General features: G+C 45.5%; 21 protein-coding genes. 15 read left to right on the forward strand and 6 right to left on the reverse strand.

Annotated features, from left to right (window positions below; genetic code table 11):
* The 4 genes from I2I04_RS05980 to I2I04_RS05995 form a co-directional block, all read left to right on the forward strand.
* Positions 1–180: hypothetical protein (locus I2I04_RS05980; protein WP_195580664.1), on the forward strand; the 180-nt coding region annotated here is incomplete at its 5' end.
* Between the two features lie 329 nt (positions 181–509).
* Positions 510–1,067 carry a Panacea domain-containing protein gene (locus I2I04_RS05985; protein WP_004308669.1) on the forward strand — a complete coding sequence of 186 codons (558 nt, stop codon included), beginning with the start codon at positions 510–512 and terminating at the stop codon, positions 1,065–1,067.
* Between the two features lie 5 nt (positions 1,068–1,072).
* Positions 1,073–1,558 (forward strand): hypothetical protein, encoded by a 486-nt coding sequence (locus I2I04_RS05990; protein ID WP_004308670.1) that lies wholly within the window; start codon positions 1,073–1,075, stop codon positions 1,556–1,558.
* Positions 1,559–1,577: 19 nt separating this feature from the next.
* Positions 1,578–1,931 (forward strand): hypothetical protein, encoded by a 354-nt coding sequence (locus I2I04_RS05995; RefSeq protein WP_004323416.1) that lies wholly within the window; start codon positions 1,578–1,580, stop codon positions 1,929–1,931.
* A 139-nt stretch (positions 1,932–2,070) separates the two neighbouring features.
* Here the strand turns inward: I2I04_RS05995 and I2I04_RS06000 are convergent, their stop codons facing one another.
* Positions 2,071–2,643, reverse strand: a complete 573-nt coding sequence (locus I2I04_RS06000; RefSeq protein ID WP_004308671.1) for a hypothetical protein — start codon at positions 2,641–2,643, stop codon at positions 2,071–2,073.
* 12 nt (positions 2,644–2,655) lie between these two features.
* Positions 2,656–2,877: a hypothetical protein gene (locus I2I04_RS06005; RefSeq protein ID WP_004308672.1), complete on the reverse strand. Its 222-nt coding sequence runs from the start codon at positions 2,875–2,877 to the stop codon at positions 2,656–2,658.
* Between the two features lie 457 nt (positions 2,878–3,334).
* On the opposite strand from I2I04_RS06005, the gene I2I04_RS06010 reads away from it, so the two are divergent.
* Both I2I04_RS06010 and I2I04_RS06015 read left to right on the forward strand, forming a co-directional pair.
* The gene (locus I2I04_RS06010) at positions 3,335–3,535 is read left to right on the forward strand and encodes a hypothetical protein (RefSeq protein WP_004308673.1); all 201 of its coding nucleotides are present in this window, start codon (positions 3,335–3,337) and stop codon (positions 3,533–3,535) included.
* A 179-nt stretch (positions 3,536–3,714) separates the two neighbouring features.
* Positions 3,715–4,200: a dihydrofolate reductase family protein gene (locus tag I2I04_RS06015; protein ID WP_004308674.1), complete on the forward strand. Its 486-nt coding sequence runs from the start codon at positions 3,715–3,717 to the stop codon at positions 4,198–4,200.
* Positions 4,201–4,541: 341 nt separating this feature from the next.
* Here the strand turns inward: I2I04_RS06015 and I2I04_RS06020 are convergent, their stop codons facing one another.
* The 3 genes from I2I04_RS06020 to I2I04_RS06030 form a co-directional block, all read right to left on the reverse strand.
* Entirely contained in the window at positions 4,542–5,045 is a 504-nt protein-coding gene (locus I2I04_RS06020) for an SLOG family protein (RefSeq protein ID WP_004313628.1), read from the reverse strand.
* Between the two features lies 1 nt (position 5,046).
* On the reverse strand, positions 5,047–5,613 hold the full coding sequence (locus tag I2I04_RS06025; RefSeq protein ID WP_004308675.1) for a ribonucleotide-diphosphate reductase subunit alpha: 567 nt from the start codon (positions 5,611–5,613) through the stop codon (positions 5,047–5,049).
* A 460-nt stretch (positions 5,614–6,073) separates the two neighbouring features.
* Positions 6,074–6,304, reverse strand: a complete 231-nt coding sequence (locus I2I04_RS06030) for a hypothetical protein (protein WP_083835130.1) — start codon at positions 6,302–6,304, stop codon at positions 6,074–6,076.
* A gap of 305 nt (positions 6,305–6,609) precedes the next feature.
* Here I2I04_RS06030 and I2I04_RS06035 point away from each other — a divergent pair, with 305 nt between their 5' ends.
* Entirely contained in the window at positions 6,610–7,446 is an 837-nt protein-coding gene (locus I2I04_RS06035) for a phosphoribosyltransferase family protein (RefSeq protein ID WP_004308677.1), read from the forward strand.
* 32 nt (positions 7,447–7,478) lie between these two features.
* Here the strand turns inward: I2I04_RS06035 and I2I04_RS06040 are convergent, their stop codons facing one another.
* On the reverse strand, positions 7,479–8,138 hold the full coding sequence (locus I2I04_RS06040; protein ID WP_004313629.1) for a M23 family metallopeptidase: 660 nt from the start codon (positions 8,136–8,138) through the stop codon (positions 7,479–7,481).
* A gap of 221 nt (positions 8,139–8,359) precedes the next feature.
* Between I2I04_RS06040 and I2I04_RS06045 the strand changes: the two genes are divergently transcribed.
* From I2I04_RS06045 to I2I04_RS06080, 8 genes are read left to right on the forward strand one after another with little or no spacing between them, the layout of a single operon-like run.
* Entirely contained in the window at positions 8,360–9,118 is a 759-nt protein-coding gene (locus tag I2I04_RS06045; protein WP_004308679.1) for a DUF4099 domain-containing protein, read from the forward strand.
* 20 nt (positions 9,119–9,138) lie between these two features.
* Positions 9,139–9,363: a hypothetical protein gene (locus I2I04_RS06050; protein ID WP_005836766.1), complete on the forward strand. Its 225-nt coding sequence runs from the start codon at positions 9,139–9,141 to the stop codon at positions 9,361–9,363.
* Between the two features lie 25 nt (positions 9,364–9,388).
* Positions 9,389–10,957 carry a hypothetical protein gene (locus tag I2I04_RS06055; protein ID WP_008659504.1) on the forward strand — a complete coding sequence of 523 codons (1,569 nt, stop codon included), beginning with the start codon at positions 9,389–9,391 and terminating at the stop codon, positions 10,955–10,957.
* A gap of 4 nt (positions 10,958–10,961) precedes the next feature.
* Positions 10,962–12,653 carry a toprim domain-containing protein gene (locus I2I04_RS06060; protein WP_004308682.1) on the forward strand — a complete coding sequence of 564 codons (1,692 nt, stop codon included), beginning with the start codon at positions 10,962–10,964 and terminating at the stop codon, positions 12,651–12,653.
* Between the two features lie 12 nt (positions 12,654–12,665).
* Positions 12,666–13,151 (forward strand): PH domain-containing protein, encoded by a 486-nt coding sequence (locus I2I04_RS06065; protein WP_004313632.1) that lies wholly within the window; start codon positions 12,666–12,668, stop codon positions 13,149–13,151.
* Positions 13,132–13,827 carry a hypothetical protein gene (locus tag I2I04_RS06070; RefSeq protein ID WP_004308684.1) on the forward strand — a complete coding sequence of 232 codons (696 nt, stop codon included), beginning with the start codon at positions 13,132–13,134 and terminating at the stop codon, positions 13,825–13,827. Before I2I04_RS06065 ends, I2I04_RS06070 begins: the two co-directional genes overlap by 20 nt.
* Positions 13,828–13,839: 12 nt before the next feature.
* Positions 13,840–14,526: a hypothetical protein gene (locus I2I04_RS06075; RefSeq protein ID WP_004308685.1), complete on the forward strand. Its 687-nt coding sequence runs from the start codon at positions 13,840–13,842 to the stop codon at positions 14,524–14,526.
* A gap of 12 nt (positions 14,527–14,538) precedes the next feature.
* Positions 14,539–15,183: a hypothetical protein gene (locus tag I2I04_RS06080; protein WP_004308686.1), complete on the forward strand. Its 645-nt coding sequence runs from the start codon at positions 14,539–14,541 to the stop codon at positions 15,181–15,183.
* Positions 15,184–15,185 lie beyond the last annotated feature (2 nt).

Consider the following 15,185-nt stretch of genomic DNA (forward strand, 5'->3'; position numbering starts at 1 on the left):
GCCTGTTTGCGACCTTTGGGATTTATTTTTCTGCCTCCAAAAGGTGGCGGAAACAATCTGACAAGGCTGATGCGGAAAAATACGCTCGACAGACGGAGAGGAAGATTTTTACGGCTCACTCGCAGCGGAACGCCGGCATTGGCAAGATTGGAGCAGCCTATTACCTTTGCGGGAAAATAAGTCCACGAGAGGTCGCACGGCAGCAGCAAAACGATAATAAATGACAATCAAATAGAAAGGGATGAATAAAACTGTAAAACAGGGGTGTTAAAACAGGGTAATGGACAATCGGAACGGATTGCCCGTACTATAATCGGAGGAAGGTGAACTATAAAGGGAGGTGGAATCGGGTGGATTGGCCCATCTCTTGATAATTGCAGACTATTACTCTCAGAATGACGACTATATTAAATGTCGTAAAAAAAATGCAACGGACTATTTTTTTTGTATCATGAGCGTATTATTCAGCAAATTAGTTGTATCTTTGTAATCGCATAGATTTTTTTGAAATGAAAACAGCTATACAGATTGCTAAAATAAGAGCAGTGGTACTCTACATCATGCAGAGTTTCACTCAAGGAGTGGACTATATAAAGTTATTTAAAATACTTTATTTTGCCCAACAGGACCATCTTGTCAAATATGGCAAAGTGATTGTCGAAGACTCTTTCAGAGCATTGAAGCATGGCCCGGTGCCAGCCTATACCTACAAGGCACTGCAAATTGCAGAAGGCAAACCCTTGGATGGGAATTTTGACGAGTTCCTTTCAGACATAGAGGTTCGTGACAAGAAGGTATATACTTCTGCCGTACCCGATATGGACTATATATCAGGTGCCAACAAACGTTGTCTTGACGCTGCTATCGCTAAATATAAGGATACAGACCCTTATGACTTGTCCGATTTGTCGCATGACTCGGCATGGGAAGAAGCGATGACACGCATTCAGGATGATCCTCAAAAAAACTTCATTACCATTATAGATATAGCCCGGGCAGGAAAAGCTACCAAGGACATGGTAGATTATATCCGAGAAAAGCAGATTGTCAAGAACGCTTTATCTTAAATCAAATGGACGACAAAACCGGTGCATTGGAAAAGCTGAAAGCTATAATGGCCAAAGCTGAGCAAGTAGATATGTCATCAGTCAAAATTGGTGATATTATTTATGTCCCCTTGGACGAAGAGGACGGACTGATACTAAAAGACGGATATAAAGACCGCAATAAATATATTGTTATTATCGGCTTTACTCCGGAAGGTGTCGCTATCGGTGCCTTACTGATAAATTCGGAAATAGATTCTTCCAAGAGGTCGGAAGAGCTACTGGACTGCCAATATCCTTTGATGGTTCGGAACTATCGTGATATTCTGGACTATGACAGTTGGCTGGATTGTTCCGATATATTCGAACTTTCAAAATTAAAAATCACGGAAAAGAACGGTAAACTGAAAGGTTGCCTGATTTCCGAAGACAGGGAACGGGTAATGCAGTTTCTAAGAGAGACAGAGGTGTTCGATAATGCAACTAAAAGACGTTATGGCATTATTAAATAATGGCGTTAAATCATAGGGAATGGATAGAATAGGTTTAGATACCAGAATTTCAAGGAAAGAATCGTTTCTATTGGCAAATGACGGTTTGTATTTAGGCAGATTGTCGTTGAACACATCTACTCCTGATTCCATATCCAACAACGAGAATATATACGGTAGTCACTTTTCAAGTATATCTTTCAAGAATCGGTATTCCATATATGGAAGTCCCAGTTCATCGTTAAGTCCATACAATCCGAATACATTAACCCCACCAGTTATTTATTTAAGAGGTGAGAAAATCGGTTGTTTGAGTAAAAATGTGAATCTTACAAATCGTGTAGATCCGGACGTGCTTAATGACTGGATGATAAGTCAGCGATTATTTGATTAGTTTTCCATACAGAAAAATACATAAGTTTCCAATCGTAAATTGGGAACTTATGTATTTAGTAGGTCAAATGCTGATGCCGTCCTATAAAACGACTGGAGTTATCGTTGTAAGTAATAACTTCTTCAGACATCATTAATCTCTACTTTCCAATCTTATACATATTATCACGGGAGTCAAACCGCACACCGCAAAAAATGTAGTCAGGTGTACGCACTGCCCTTGCCGTGTATATATCCTTGCAGTTGCATTCTTCAAGGTATCCTGCCAAACTATCCACCATAATAGCGCAACTTAACTCCGCTGTTTGATGCTTGAACCGCCTGCCGTTTATTTCGACTAACACATAAGGGGCAAAAAAATCAAACGGGCTATTGCTTTCGGGGGATAAGATACCGATGTCTATCAGTCTGACAGGATTTAACTTTTCGTCCTTTGCCTTGTCGTTGTCCTTTTCAATTTGTTCACGTAGCAAGCGGAGATAGCAATCTTTCTTCGCTTCAAAAGTATGTATCGACTTAATCCACTCACGAATCCGTTTCTTAAAGTATGCCATACTATTGGAAACAAAGAGCGTTATCCGTCCGTCTATGACAAAACCGTAATCGGTCATACCACTCCATTTACCCATACATTTATGGCGTACAGGTTCCCATGTCTTGCCTCCTACAAGGGCAACAAATTCATCTACTGCTGCTTTCTCTTTCCTTTTCATTGTATATAGTTTTTAAAAATCAGGAATAGTTGCTTTCTCAATCAAAACGTTGTCGGCATAATACTCAATCGCCCCCGTAGTAACACCAATATCCTGACAAACTGTTCTGAGATAGTTTTGATAGTCGTTTCCAGAAAAGTTCTTACCACATAAGTTTTTGAAAATCATCGGAATGGATATATCGTCTGTACTCGATAGTATCACTTTGCCATTCTGCCTAATCTCTGTTTTCATAATGTTATTTTTTTATTGTTACTATTTCCCTTTGTTCAACCTGTTTGCGACCTTTGGGATTTATTTTTCTGCCTCCAAAAGGTGGCGGAAACAATCTGACAAGGCTGATGCGGAAAAATACGCTTGACAGACGGAGAGGAAGATTTTTGCGGCTCACTCGCGGCGGAACGCCGGCATTGGCAAGATTGGAGCAGCCTATTACCTTTGCGGGAAAATAAGTCCACGAGAGGTCGCACGGCAGCAGCAAAACGATAATAAATGACAATCAAATAGAAAGGGATGAATAAAACTGTAAAACAGGGTAACGGACAATCGGAATGGATTGCCCGTATTATATCGGAGGAAGGTGAACTATAAAGGGAGGTGGAATCGGATGGATTGGCCCATCTCTTGATAATTGCAGAATGACGACTGTATTAAATCATGGGGAATGAGTAAGTCTTTTTGATAAGGCAGAATGCAGTTCGGAACAGGCAACCTGAAAAACAATGTTTTTTGTTTGCTTATCCGCCAATCTTTCGTTATCTTTGTCAAAATGAAGACAGCAGACGGTACTTTCGGGTACGGTCATTGTCGTGACATGGAAGATTCATACTCGGCTTGGAAACAGGCGGAGATTGATATACATATTATACGTTCACTGAACGTCTTGGAATAGAAAACTGACACTTATCAAAAAGACAAGATGTATAGCAAAATATTCATACTGTATGTTTATACAGCAAGGGTTTGCTTATCTGCCTTTTAGGTATGGCAGTACCTCTATTCCGGAATAGCGTGGGTTCATGCTGTTCTTTAGGGTGCAAGGTGGACATAATTCTTAAAAACACATTGAATATGAAACAGATTTCCTTGCACGTGTATCAGTCCATCGACGGTTGTCCGGCTCCTTCGGACAAGCATTTTGATGCGGCTGTGGATGCCTCCAGTTGTGTGCTGATTGACGAAGAAACTTACCTGCGTATTTATATGAACCATTTGGGTTGGCCGATTACGGCGAAAGAGACTTTGGTTGTGACGAACGGCGGCATCGACCTGACGGAGAATGAACGAGTGAAGTTCATCCAAGGAGATGCAGTGGCAGAACTGAGACAGATGAAGGAAGACGGCGACGGTATGGTGGTGGCTTACGGTGAGGAAATCGGGGCTTTACTCTTGGATAACGGGCTGGCGGACGAAATCACAGTGACAACCGTTCCGGTACTAATCGGCGGCGGCGAAAAGGCATTGGAATGCGGATTGAATGACGGCAGAGCTTGGATTGTGCGGTCAAATAAGGTGCTGGTGGACGGAAAAATGAGGACGGTGTACGGGAAGGTCTAATATGACAAATAGATATTATAGCAAAAGTGCAGCAACCAATTGCTGCACTTATTTATAAAAAGACGTGCCTTAAACATGCTAAATAGGCGAAAAGTAAGGCAAGTATATTACTTTTTAAGCCGAATACTAAAAAAGGTAGAGAAAGATATAAGGAGGATGGAGCCTCCGAAGATATAAAAATACAGCAACACCAACTAAACCGGCACATAGGTAAAGCCGGGCAATACATCAGAACTAATAGCGTACTTTGCCATATCACGCTATGGCTGACAAAACAGCCTTTACATGAATGGCAAAGGAGTCACCGCTACGGCTCGGAATATGCGAAAACAAGATGGCTGTTATACGATTGAGCTGCCATAGAGATTTAGAACTTTTAGTCCATTCGCTGTAGCCTTACGATAAGTATAAAACGTACCACCCTTGGGGTTGCCGTCATACCAGGCAATAAGAGACGAACTGTGAAAAACCATATAGTCGTTGCGTCGAAGCAAACAGCCATGGTAGTAGTGTTCGCTCAGGATGATAACATCATCCGAGTTACAGAGAATAGTATCATACCGGGCTTTCATCGCATCGTTCCACCGCTCGGATTGTCCGCGATACGGTACTACGGCAATAACTTGCAGACCTGACAATTCGGACTGCAACGCAAGAGCAACTTCTGCCGCCAGCATATCAAACCCCATGGCACAACCACAGTAAAAATGACGATAACCTCCAGCGTATGCCTTGGTTATCGCTGCCTTTAATTGCAGCTTCAGTTGCTTCCTGTATAGGAATGGAATATTGCGGTGTCCACTGAAGCAAACGGACACTGCCTTATCATACTTTGTCTGGGTCATATTATTTCACTTTGTAATGGGTTCTTGCGAGGAATATACCTCCGAGTACATTAGCACCAAGGCTTTCAAGCTGATTGGCATAGGTAGCATAACTCAGCCCTTTGGTTATCACATCATCAAAGACTACCACAGACCTGCCGTTGAAAAAAGCCGAATCAAACTCAATGACGTTTACCTTACGGATTTCTTTCTCTGCCTTACGGTTTTCGTGAATGGTTAGCCTCTCACCACTCACTGATACATGGTCATAACCATTGATAGCTCCCGTCAGTTCGCATACTCTTTGGCAGAATGCTTTGTAACGTATCTCGTTCTTCTTATCGGTGGATGCCGGTACGGGAGAAAATACAATGTTAGTACATGATGTTCCATAACGTTCGGTCATGTTGGCTGCCGTGCGTTGAGCAACCTCTTCGTATGCCCGTCCATCCTTGAAATCAAAGACTAACTTGCGGTCTGCTATCTCACGCTCACTCACATTGCGTATGCGTGCAGGAAAATACTTGCAGAACCATGCCTGTGGCTTGTCCAACTGTTTTTGAAGTTCTATGTCTATCGTCTTTGCCATAACTCTGATAATTTTTCTTTTTCCCTCTTTTTGAAGGCTGTTCAGCCTGCTGAGGGATATTTTCTGCCATCAACTGCCGCCCAAGAATACCGATAAGACAAAACGGCGACAAGAAATACGCTCTGACGTGTCAGAGGAAGATTTTTCGTTCCAGCGATAGTGGCGATTTGATGTTTGGTAAAAGGCGGCTTACTTTGCGGAAAATATGACTACAGCAGAGCTAACCGACAAACAGAATATGCTTTCTTACTACAGGCGGTTGTCATATAGACATGTAGAATAGGTGCAAGATTTATAAAAGGAATGGGTGGGCAGTGGAACGTCTGTGGCTTGCCGGTCCAAACTTCCCGATGAAGTGACCATACAACTTAGTCTCAAATCTGGCGAAGCGTAAGCCTTGGCAGTTTGTGACCGAGGTGTACGGTCTTTTCATGTTTGGCTTCCGTAAAGAGTCTTTCACTCACCCCATAGCAGCTCTGCTGCCATAAGGTGAGTGAATGTCTCTTGCGGACAAGTCCTGTGACGCTCCGCTGATGGTGTGGGGCGAAGCTATAAAAACAAACAGACGGCATTGCCGGTTACAAAAGAACAGATAGCAGAGGTCGCTGCAAGGACAACAGATTGGCTTGATTGACACTTGTGGCAAATGTGCCATCGTCCTTGCTTTATCCCAAAGACTGGTACACAGCATATAGCAGACTTGTATGCCATTTGCCGTGTACCGGTCAGGGCGAACATCTTCTATAAAAGTTGAGCATGTACAATTAAAAGAGGAAATTGTATGGGCAAGACTTTATGATATAAAAGTGATATGGCTTATAAATTATCGGTGCTATTTTAGATTAGTGCCACGATTTTGCTAACTTTGCAAGTGAGTGAAAACGAATTTGATATAAGTAATGAAGCCATAATTCCCATATCCGATTATGTCGAAATACACCGTAATGTTGTAAATAACCGGATTGAAACGGGCCGCTTCATTCAAATAAAAATACGATGAATGCAAGACTATTGTTCATACTCCTGCTTTTCACAATTGGGGCATTGTGGTATATTATCGGCTACTGGCGACGAAAAGCAGGAGAAGCGGCATTCGCCGCCGCACGGTTGACCGAAAAGAGCGAGGAACGTGAACGTTACTGTCGTCTGGCGGTAATGGCCGGTCATCGGGAAGCCTGCCGTATGTTCTGTCTCTTGCATCCCGAACGGTTTGATGGCCATTCTCCCCATAAGCCGTTCAAGTTACGAGGCATCCGAATCTCCTTTTACGGATATTACTATCCGTCACGATACAATGCGCTGCTCAATGATGAACAGAGGGCTTTCTGCCATTCCATCTACCAGTTCAAACAAGGAGATATACACGGAATCGAGTTCTTTAAAACGTGTATGAATGCCTTGCAACTGAAAAAGAGACCTTACCATATAATGTTCATGCCGTGTAGCAACTGGATAAAATACGGTCAACGGTTCAAACGGCTCGACTGGTACATCGGAAAGCACCGACAGGATTTAACTTCAGGACTGTACGACGTTGATATTTGCGATGCACGAGAAAGCCTGCATGAGGCCAAAGGTGGAGAGAAGCGTATCCTCGAACGAAACTACCTCATTACCGGAAAAATCAAAGGGAAAGAGATTATCATCATAGATGATGTGCTGACAACCGGGCAAAGCGTGGTGGATTACAAGGAAGAGATAGAACGGTGCGGTGGCAAAGTAGTGGCGGCTATTTTCTATGGCAAGACGCTCTCCATGCCTTCGATGCTCCTTGTACAAATACACGTCTGGGGCAACCATATTGCCCATATTATTGAACGGATGACAAAGTAACCGGAACGTTTTCAGCCCTTTTCACTTCTCTTTTACAAACCTGCCAATGCTGATATACACTCCTGCCGGATGGATTGGATATAATCGAATATAAGCGAGGGGCTGATACTCCTGCCATTGAGTTTGCAGGTGATATGCAGGTGTTCGCCGGTGCTGCGTCCTGTGGAGCCGGTAATGCCAACCACATCACGAGGATGAACTATTGCCCCTTTGACGATAAGAATTTTAGAGAGATGACAATAACTGACGGTGTACCTACCATGCCGCAAGGTTACATACTTGCCGGAAGTCTTGTCCTGTCCGACCTTCACGACCACACCCTCCATCATGGCCATCACCTTGTCGCCACGTGCGCGCAAGTCCAGTCCGCCATGAAATTTACTCTTTCCCGTAAACGGGTCCTTACGGTAGCCATAAGGCGAAGTGACCTTGATATAACGTAACGGGTAACTTACACTCAAGTAACGATCCATCCACTTTTTCTTATCCATATCTGCGGATACCGGGATACCTGTTGAAACTTCCTGTACGGAAATCTCGCTTTCGGATGCCGGTTCCGCTTGGTCTAACCCCATATCCAATACCTCCATCTTGTAGCGTGTTGGGGTAACGGCAACGGTATTGAATTGTGCTTTGGCTGGCGTGATACATAATGAGACACCCGTCATCATCAATAATAAAATCTTTCTCATGGCAGCAAAGTTAGCACGCTCTTCTTATGGTCTGTCCATTGCCGACTGTTTTCTCTCCAAATATAACTATTTAATCAATTTTGAATATGATTATTTGCGAAAAATCATATTCAAAACATTAAAAATACCACTTTATAATCACTTATAAAGAAATGTTTTAGTCATCAGATAAGAAATCGCTCTATATTTGCTGAGTATAATTTTATAACATCGTTCAGAATATGAAAAAAGAACAATTTGAGTTCAACGAACTGCCTTATCCGACATTGGCCCGCTTTGGGCTTACCCAAGAAATGATTGAAGATTTGCCCCTGTGTATCCTGAAAGAAATCGGGAAAGGCGGCTACTCGCCGGTACTGCCCATGCGTGTCACTAACGAGAATGGCGAAGTAATCGAGAGTCGCAGTCGGTTTGCCTTTATCCGTATGGATAGCGGCGAGGTGGATGTGGTCTTTTATCCCACACTAAAGTCGTCACCACTGGAATGCTACAACGAGGAGCAGCAAAAACAGTTGCTTGACGGCAAATCCATCATTGCAGACGTGGCTATGGCGGACGGACGACGCAGTAAAGCTTTCGTGCAAATCGACGAGGAGACAAAACAGGTGATGTATGTTCCGACACCCATCATCGCCCGTAACCTGAAAGTGCTGGCAGAGGTAATGCACTTAGGTACAGTAGAAGTAAACGGAATGCAGCATGGTGAGCCTCTGACGGTGGCAGTGGATGGCGAACCTGTCACGGTAGGCATCGACCTTCACAACAAGACAGGCATCCGTTTCTGCGCAGGTGACGCGCAGAAATGGAAAGAGCAACCCAAGCGTGAATGGGATAAGTACACCTTCGGTTGCTACGGTTGCTGGGTGATGAATGATGACGGCAATCTCGACTACGTTCCAGAGGAGGAATACACCGAAGAACTGTGGAACGAACAGAAGAAAAGCGGTGAGCGTAACCGAATGGCAGGTATTCACAAATAAAACCTATTTAATATAAGCGTATGGCACAACAGAAATATTATCCCGAAGAGATTCTCGTCGAGAAGATGCAGAGCGGCGAATACGGCTGGCTCGATTACATCAATCATTTTTCTGCCGAGTGGCAGGAGGAGTACGCCCATTACTGTGAGGAAAAAGGACTCACGGTCTGCGAAGATTCTGCCGCCGGGTTTGTCCGTTTCAAAGACGAACAATTGGAAGCGGCTATGAAATACGGCAACGCATAACAAGTAACCATCATAACATCAGACTATGACGATACGAACAAACACTAATCCTCGGCAGATGGACTTGCAACCCGAAATGCGCAATCTACTGATGCGTAACGGACTTCAAGCCCATGTCGCATTTGACGGAGGCGGCTACCGGCTGATTGTGCAAGGGCATGATTCACCGTTATTGGTCTATCCTATAACAGAACGACAGATGTTGGCTCTGACGGACTGGGGAACGAATACGGCCAACAAGAAAGCCTACAACATACTCACGAGTATCATAGGAAAAGATTTCTATATGCCGAAAAATTTCGTCCATGCCCGCAATGCCAACGGTCGCGTGGCGATGGGGCTACATGGCTACCGCATCGGTATCGGTGAGTACGGACACATGGGGCGACTGGGTATGCCCCCTCCATTCCTTGGTTGGACACCACGCGAACAGTGGGGTTTCCACCTACGCAGAGTTGGTGGGCAGCTTTTCTTTCCGGGGCCATCCATCGTACCCGAACGCCCAGACGGGCGCATGAAGCCCGGCGAACTGCAATCGGGTGGCTACGGCTTTTACTACAAAGGCGGTCAACAGGAGCAACCCATTGTACAGCAAGATGTATTGAAGAACTTGCAGGAGGTCATTACACCGCTTGTCAGCCGTCCGCGCAGCAAGGAACCGGCACAAGCATACAAGGAGTTGATTGCTTCACCAGTCTATTTTTCCAACGAGAAATGGTCGGAGTGCCTTACTTCGCACGGTCTTATCGTGGATATGGAACGGAGGACACTGACCGTACAATCGGAAAGTGTCAATGCCGATATGGTCTATGACCTGACGGAAGAAGAAGTGAAAAAACTGGCTACCGCATCCATCGAGGAACAACCTGTGGAGAAACGGCTGGATCTGCTGAACGGCATTATCGGAGCGGACTTTGCCGATAAAGTAACGATGGAACAGCTCAACAGCGAACAACGCATCAGTATCGGCCTGCATCCCGAAGTGCGGCATGAACTGGAAGAACGGCAGCGGCAGGAACAAGAATTATTCATGCAGCAAGAAACTCCGATGCGGCAGGAATACATACAGGGCAGTATCGGTGCAGCCGTGGACGGTCGTGACCTGCAACTACTCAACGAAAGCAAAGGCTGGTATCGTGAGGAGAAACATGGCCGGGAAGTAGAGGTCAGTGACATTGCCGTGCAACCGGCACAGACGGAGGGTAAATACAAGATGTCCGCTGTTATTGACGGACAGGTCATCAGCCACGAAATCAGCCAGAAAGACTACGACAAGTTTCTTGCTGTGGATGATTACCACCGGATGAAACTTTTTTCGAAGATTTTCAACGAGGTGGATATGAAGACACGTCCTGAAGCGAACAAGGGGCTTGGCGTGAAGATATTCGCTGCCCTTACCGCCGGTGCTGTGGTGGCATCGGAAGTCGCACATGGCTTCCATCACCACCACTCTCCGGAGTTCTATGGCGAACGTTTCAGCGGACCGCCACATCCATACTTCAAGCCCGGCGTAGATACACCGAGAGATGTGGCCATCCGTAATTTCGAGGCACAGATGAATCAAGATATTAATGAAATGAGAAGAGGGAGGTAAACCTATGAGAGACGGAGACCTTACATACGATGACTTTCTGCAACGACTAAACATCCAGGACGTATTGATTGACGCAGGGTATCACCTGAACCGTCGTGACGGTCTGCGCTATCCCTCGTATGTTCGTTTGGACAGCGACGGCAGACGTATCCGTGGTGACAAATTTATTGTGACACAACAAGGAAAATGCTGTTTCCACGCACAACAACAGAAAGTTTATAACATCATTTCCTTCATCAAGGAGCATCCGCACTTTTTCACGGAGTACCATGCGGGTATGTCTCCAGACAGACTGGTGAATCTTGTCTGTAACAGATTACTGAACATTCCTGTCACTGAACGGAAAACCCGAATAGTGAACCCTAAACGAGATGTAAAGCCATTTGACATAGCGGATTACGACATTCATAAGTTCAATCCGCAGAATCGGGAAACGCAGAAAAAATTTTATCCTTATTTTAAAAGCCGAGGTATCGACCTTTATACACAATATGCCTTCCATCGGCATTTTTATCTGGCTACGAAACATCGGGAGGACGGTGCGACCTACACGAACCTGTCCTTTCCACTAACCCTGCCCAAAGGCGACGGAGCGATTGTGGGACTTGAAGAACGAGGACGTGCCCGTATGGACGGGAGCGGCAGCTACAAAGGCAAAGCCGCAGGGAGCAATTCAAGCGAGGGACTGTGGATTGCCAGCCCTGCCCGCACTTCTCTCACCTCCGCCAAACATATCTATTGGTTCGAAAGTGCTTATGATGCGATGGCATATTACCAACTTCATCAGGCACAGAACAAGGATCTGCGAAAGGCGGTATTCATCTCTACCGGAGGGGCACCGAGCCAGCAGCAATTCAAAGGAGCGATAAAAGCAACTCCCCATGCCTCACATCATCTTTGCTTCGATCATGACCGTGCCGGACAAGTCTATGCTATCCACTTTGCTCTCACTCATGCAGGCTGGAACTTCTCCACCTGTCTGTCACAAACCGGCAGACTGATTGTACAGAACAACAGCGAAGACTATTCACAGTATGAAATAGAACTTGAACCATTCAATTTTGAAAAGATTACAGCCATTCTGGGTATAAATGATGCAAAACAAAATTTGAAGAATGGGGAGCGTGACGACATGGGAATTGGTGACGGCTATCTACAGGAAATGAGAATGGTTTGTATGGATGAGTACGACATGGCTCGTGACGAAGGTTCTGCCAGTGAGGAAGAATTAGAGAAAATGAGAAGCAATCTGGAAGCCATCGAAAAAGCGATTGATGCTTCCATTTCCGGTCCGGAAGCTACAGGATGCATCTTGTATGAATCTGCCGCAGAGGGTTATAAGGATTGGAACGACCAGCTACTCGGCAAACGGATAAAACCAGAGAAGGACAACCTTGACGATTGGGAGATCAGCGGTAAAGCCACGCTGAATCATGCCTTGTCCGATTTGCCCGAAGTCAATCCGGAACATATCCGAAACGGATTATACGACGAAGCAGACCATGAGGCTGTGCGAAAGCGTCTTGAACGTGCGGACAGAGTAATATTCTCCTTTGAAACCAATGACCAGGGAATGTCAGATAAGGGTTTTCAGGAAATGTACAAGATACGGGAAGAACTTGCCCGGTTGGAAGTGGATATAACCAATTCTCTTTCCGGAATGAGAGAAGACTTTCATTCCCGTTTTCACCGATAATCCATAAAACCTATGCAGAGAACTTGTCACAAAACCATTGTCATCCATCCACATACCGGGCAATTTGTCATCAACGAGCTGCCCACTCTCGTGCTGTGCGGCACTGTATGGGTGTACGGAGGCATGGAAGGGCTGCCATTGACAGCTATTGCCACAGTAATTGCCTTGATACTCTCGTTACTGTTACTCTACCGTTATCTCTACCTGCGGCGAATCCGTTATTGCATCGGCACGGAACAACTTGTCAGTGAATACGGTATTATCCGTCGCAAAGTGGATTATATGGAGCTATATCGTATCGTGGATTTTCAAGAGCACCAAAGCCTGCTGCAACAATTTTGTGGGCTGAAAACCGTACGTATCCTTTCAATGGACAGAAACACGCCCCGTCTTGACCTGATCGGTATCTTCCATAGGGACGACCTCGTGTCAATTATCCGTGAACGGGTAGAAACTAACAAACGAAAAAAGGGAATATATGAAATCACGAATCATTAGTCTGGGGCTGGTTGCCTCGCTGGTATGCCTGCTTCCACAGGTGGCAGAAGCCCAAATTGCGGCTTCCAATCCGTTGGAATGGACTGCATTGGCCGAAGGTAACGAACTGATAAACGGGCAGATTGAAAAACAAATAAAGGGACAGACACAAACAGCCTTGCTCCAAAACAGCATCGCTACCGAGTTCAACCAAATCCACAAGTGGGAGAAGCAGTACAACAGTTACCTCAAGACAGCAAGCGGTTACGCTTCATCACTGAAAGCCTGTACGCATCTCTACAATGACGGTGTGCGGATTTTCCTCACGCTGGGGAAATTAGGCAAGGCCATCCAAAACAATCCGCAGGGCATTGTGGCCAGTATGAACATGAACAACCTCTATATAGAAACAGCAACGGAACTTGTCTCTGTTTTTACATTGCTGAATGACGCTGTGGCCAAAGGTAGCAACGAAAACATGCTTACGGGGGCAGAACGCAGCAAGACGCTATGGGCGTTGAACGACCAACTATCGGATTTTAGCCGGAAGTTACATCTGCTCTATTTGAGCATACGGTACTATACTTTCAATGATGTGTGGAACAACGTAACGGCAGGAATGCTTGACCGTGACAACGGTGAGGCAGCTCGTATGGCTCTGTCCCATTGGCACAGGGCGGCAGCTCTCGTCCGATAAAATATATCAGTTATGAAATGGACAATTTGGATAAGTATATTACTGCTGTGTCTTACCGGTATCGGTGAGGTACAAGCGCAGAATGACCCTGTACTGGCCGGAATGATTGCAGTATATACCGAAAAGGCAGAGAAGGAGCTGAAGAATCAGGAAAAGGTCATGCTGATGCAGACCACCGGACATATTTGGACAAAAGAAGAAGTGCAGGCGACAACAGACCTGCAACGAGAGTTTAATAACTATCTAAACTCTTTCCGGTCAATAGTCTGCTATGCGGCGCAAACTTATGGGTTCTATTATGAGGTATCGAGGCTGACAGACAATATGGGCGACTTCACCAAACAATTGAAGCGAAGTCCAGCCAATACGCTTGCCGTAGCCCTATCCACACAGCGCAACAAGATTTATAGGGAACTGATGATGAACAGCGTGGAAATAGTGAACGATATACGCACAGCGTGCCTTTCGGAGAACAAGATGACGGAAAAAGAGCGTATGGAAATTGTCTTTGGCATCCGTCCAAAGCTCAAAACTATGAACACAAAGCTGCAACGACTGACCAAAGCGGTAAAGTACACGACAATGGGCGACATTTGGCGGGAAATCGACGAGGGTGCACGTCCCGAAGCTGATAAACGTAGTATCGTGGACGCAGCCAAGCGACGTTGGCGACAGATTGGAAAGAATGTAAGACCTTAAAAATGTAATGATATGGGAATTTGGGATTCAATATTAAAATATGGCGGCAAAGCAGCAAAAGCTACCGGAAGAAGTATGGGACATGCTGCACTGCATCCTTCACAAACCTTACGGGGCACAGGACAAGCCGTCAAGACCGCAGCCATCGGCGGTGCAGTCGGTTATGTGGGTTGGGAGAAACTAACCACAGATAAGAGCGTGGTACATATCGTAAGCGATGCGGTCATAGGGAAATCGGCTACGGATACCCTTGCAGATGCAGCGGACGGTGTGCGAGAACTGACAAGCAAAGCCGGAGAAGCAGTCGGTTCCGTCAGCGGTACGGTAGCCGGCATAGACTCAAAACTGGGTGGAGTATCGAATTTTCTACGGCAAGTCTCCAATGGCGGAGTTTCCGATATGTTCGGTAACTTTTTCCGTAATCTCGGACAGGGTAACGTGTCGGGATTGAGTATAGCGGGACTGGTCGCAGCAGCATTTCTTATATTCGGACGCTTCGGCTGGCTGGGCAAGATTGCCGGTGCATTTCTCGGCATGATGCTTATCGGTAACAATGCCGGTATTTTCCGCACACCTGATACGAGAAGCATACAACGAATACAGACACCCGCTCTTCCCGTTGAAGAACAGACGAATAGCGGGGGGATGAAAAGATAAGA

This window comes from Bacteroides sp. 1001136B_160425_E2 (assembly GCF_015559655.1).
GTDB classification, from domain to species: Bacteria; Bacteroidota; Bacteroidia; order Bacteroidales; family Bacteroidaceae; genus Bacteroides; species Bacteroides luhongzhouii.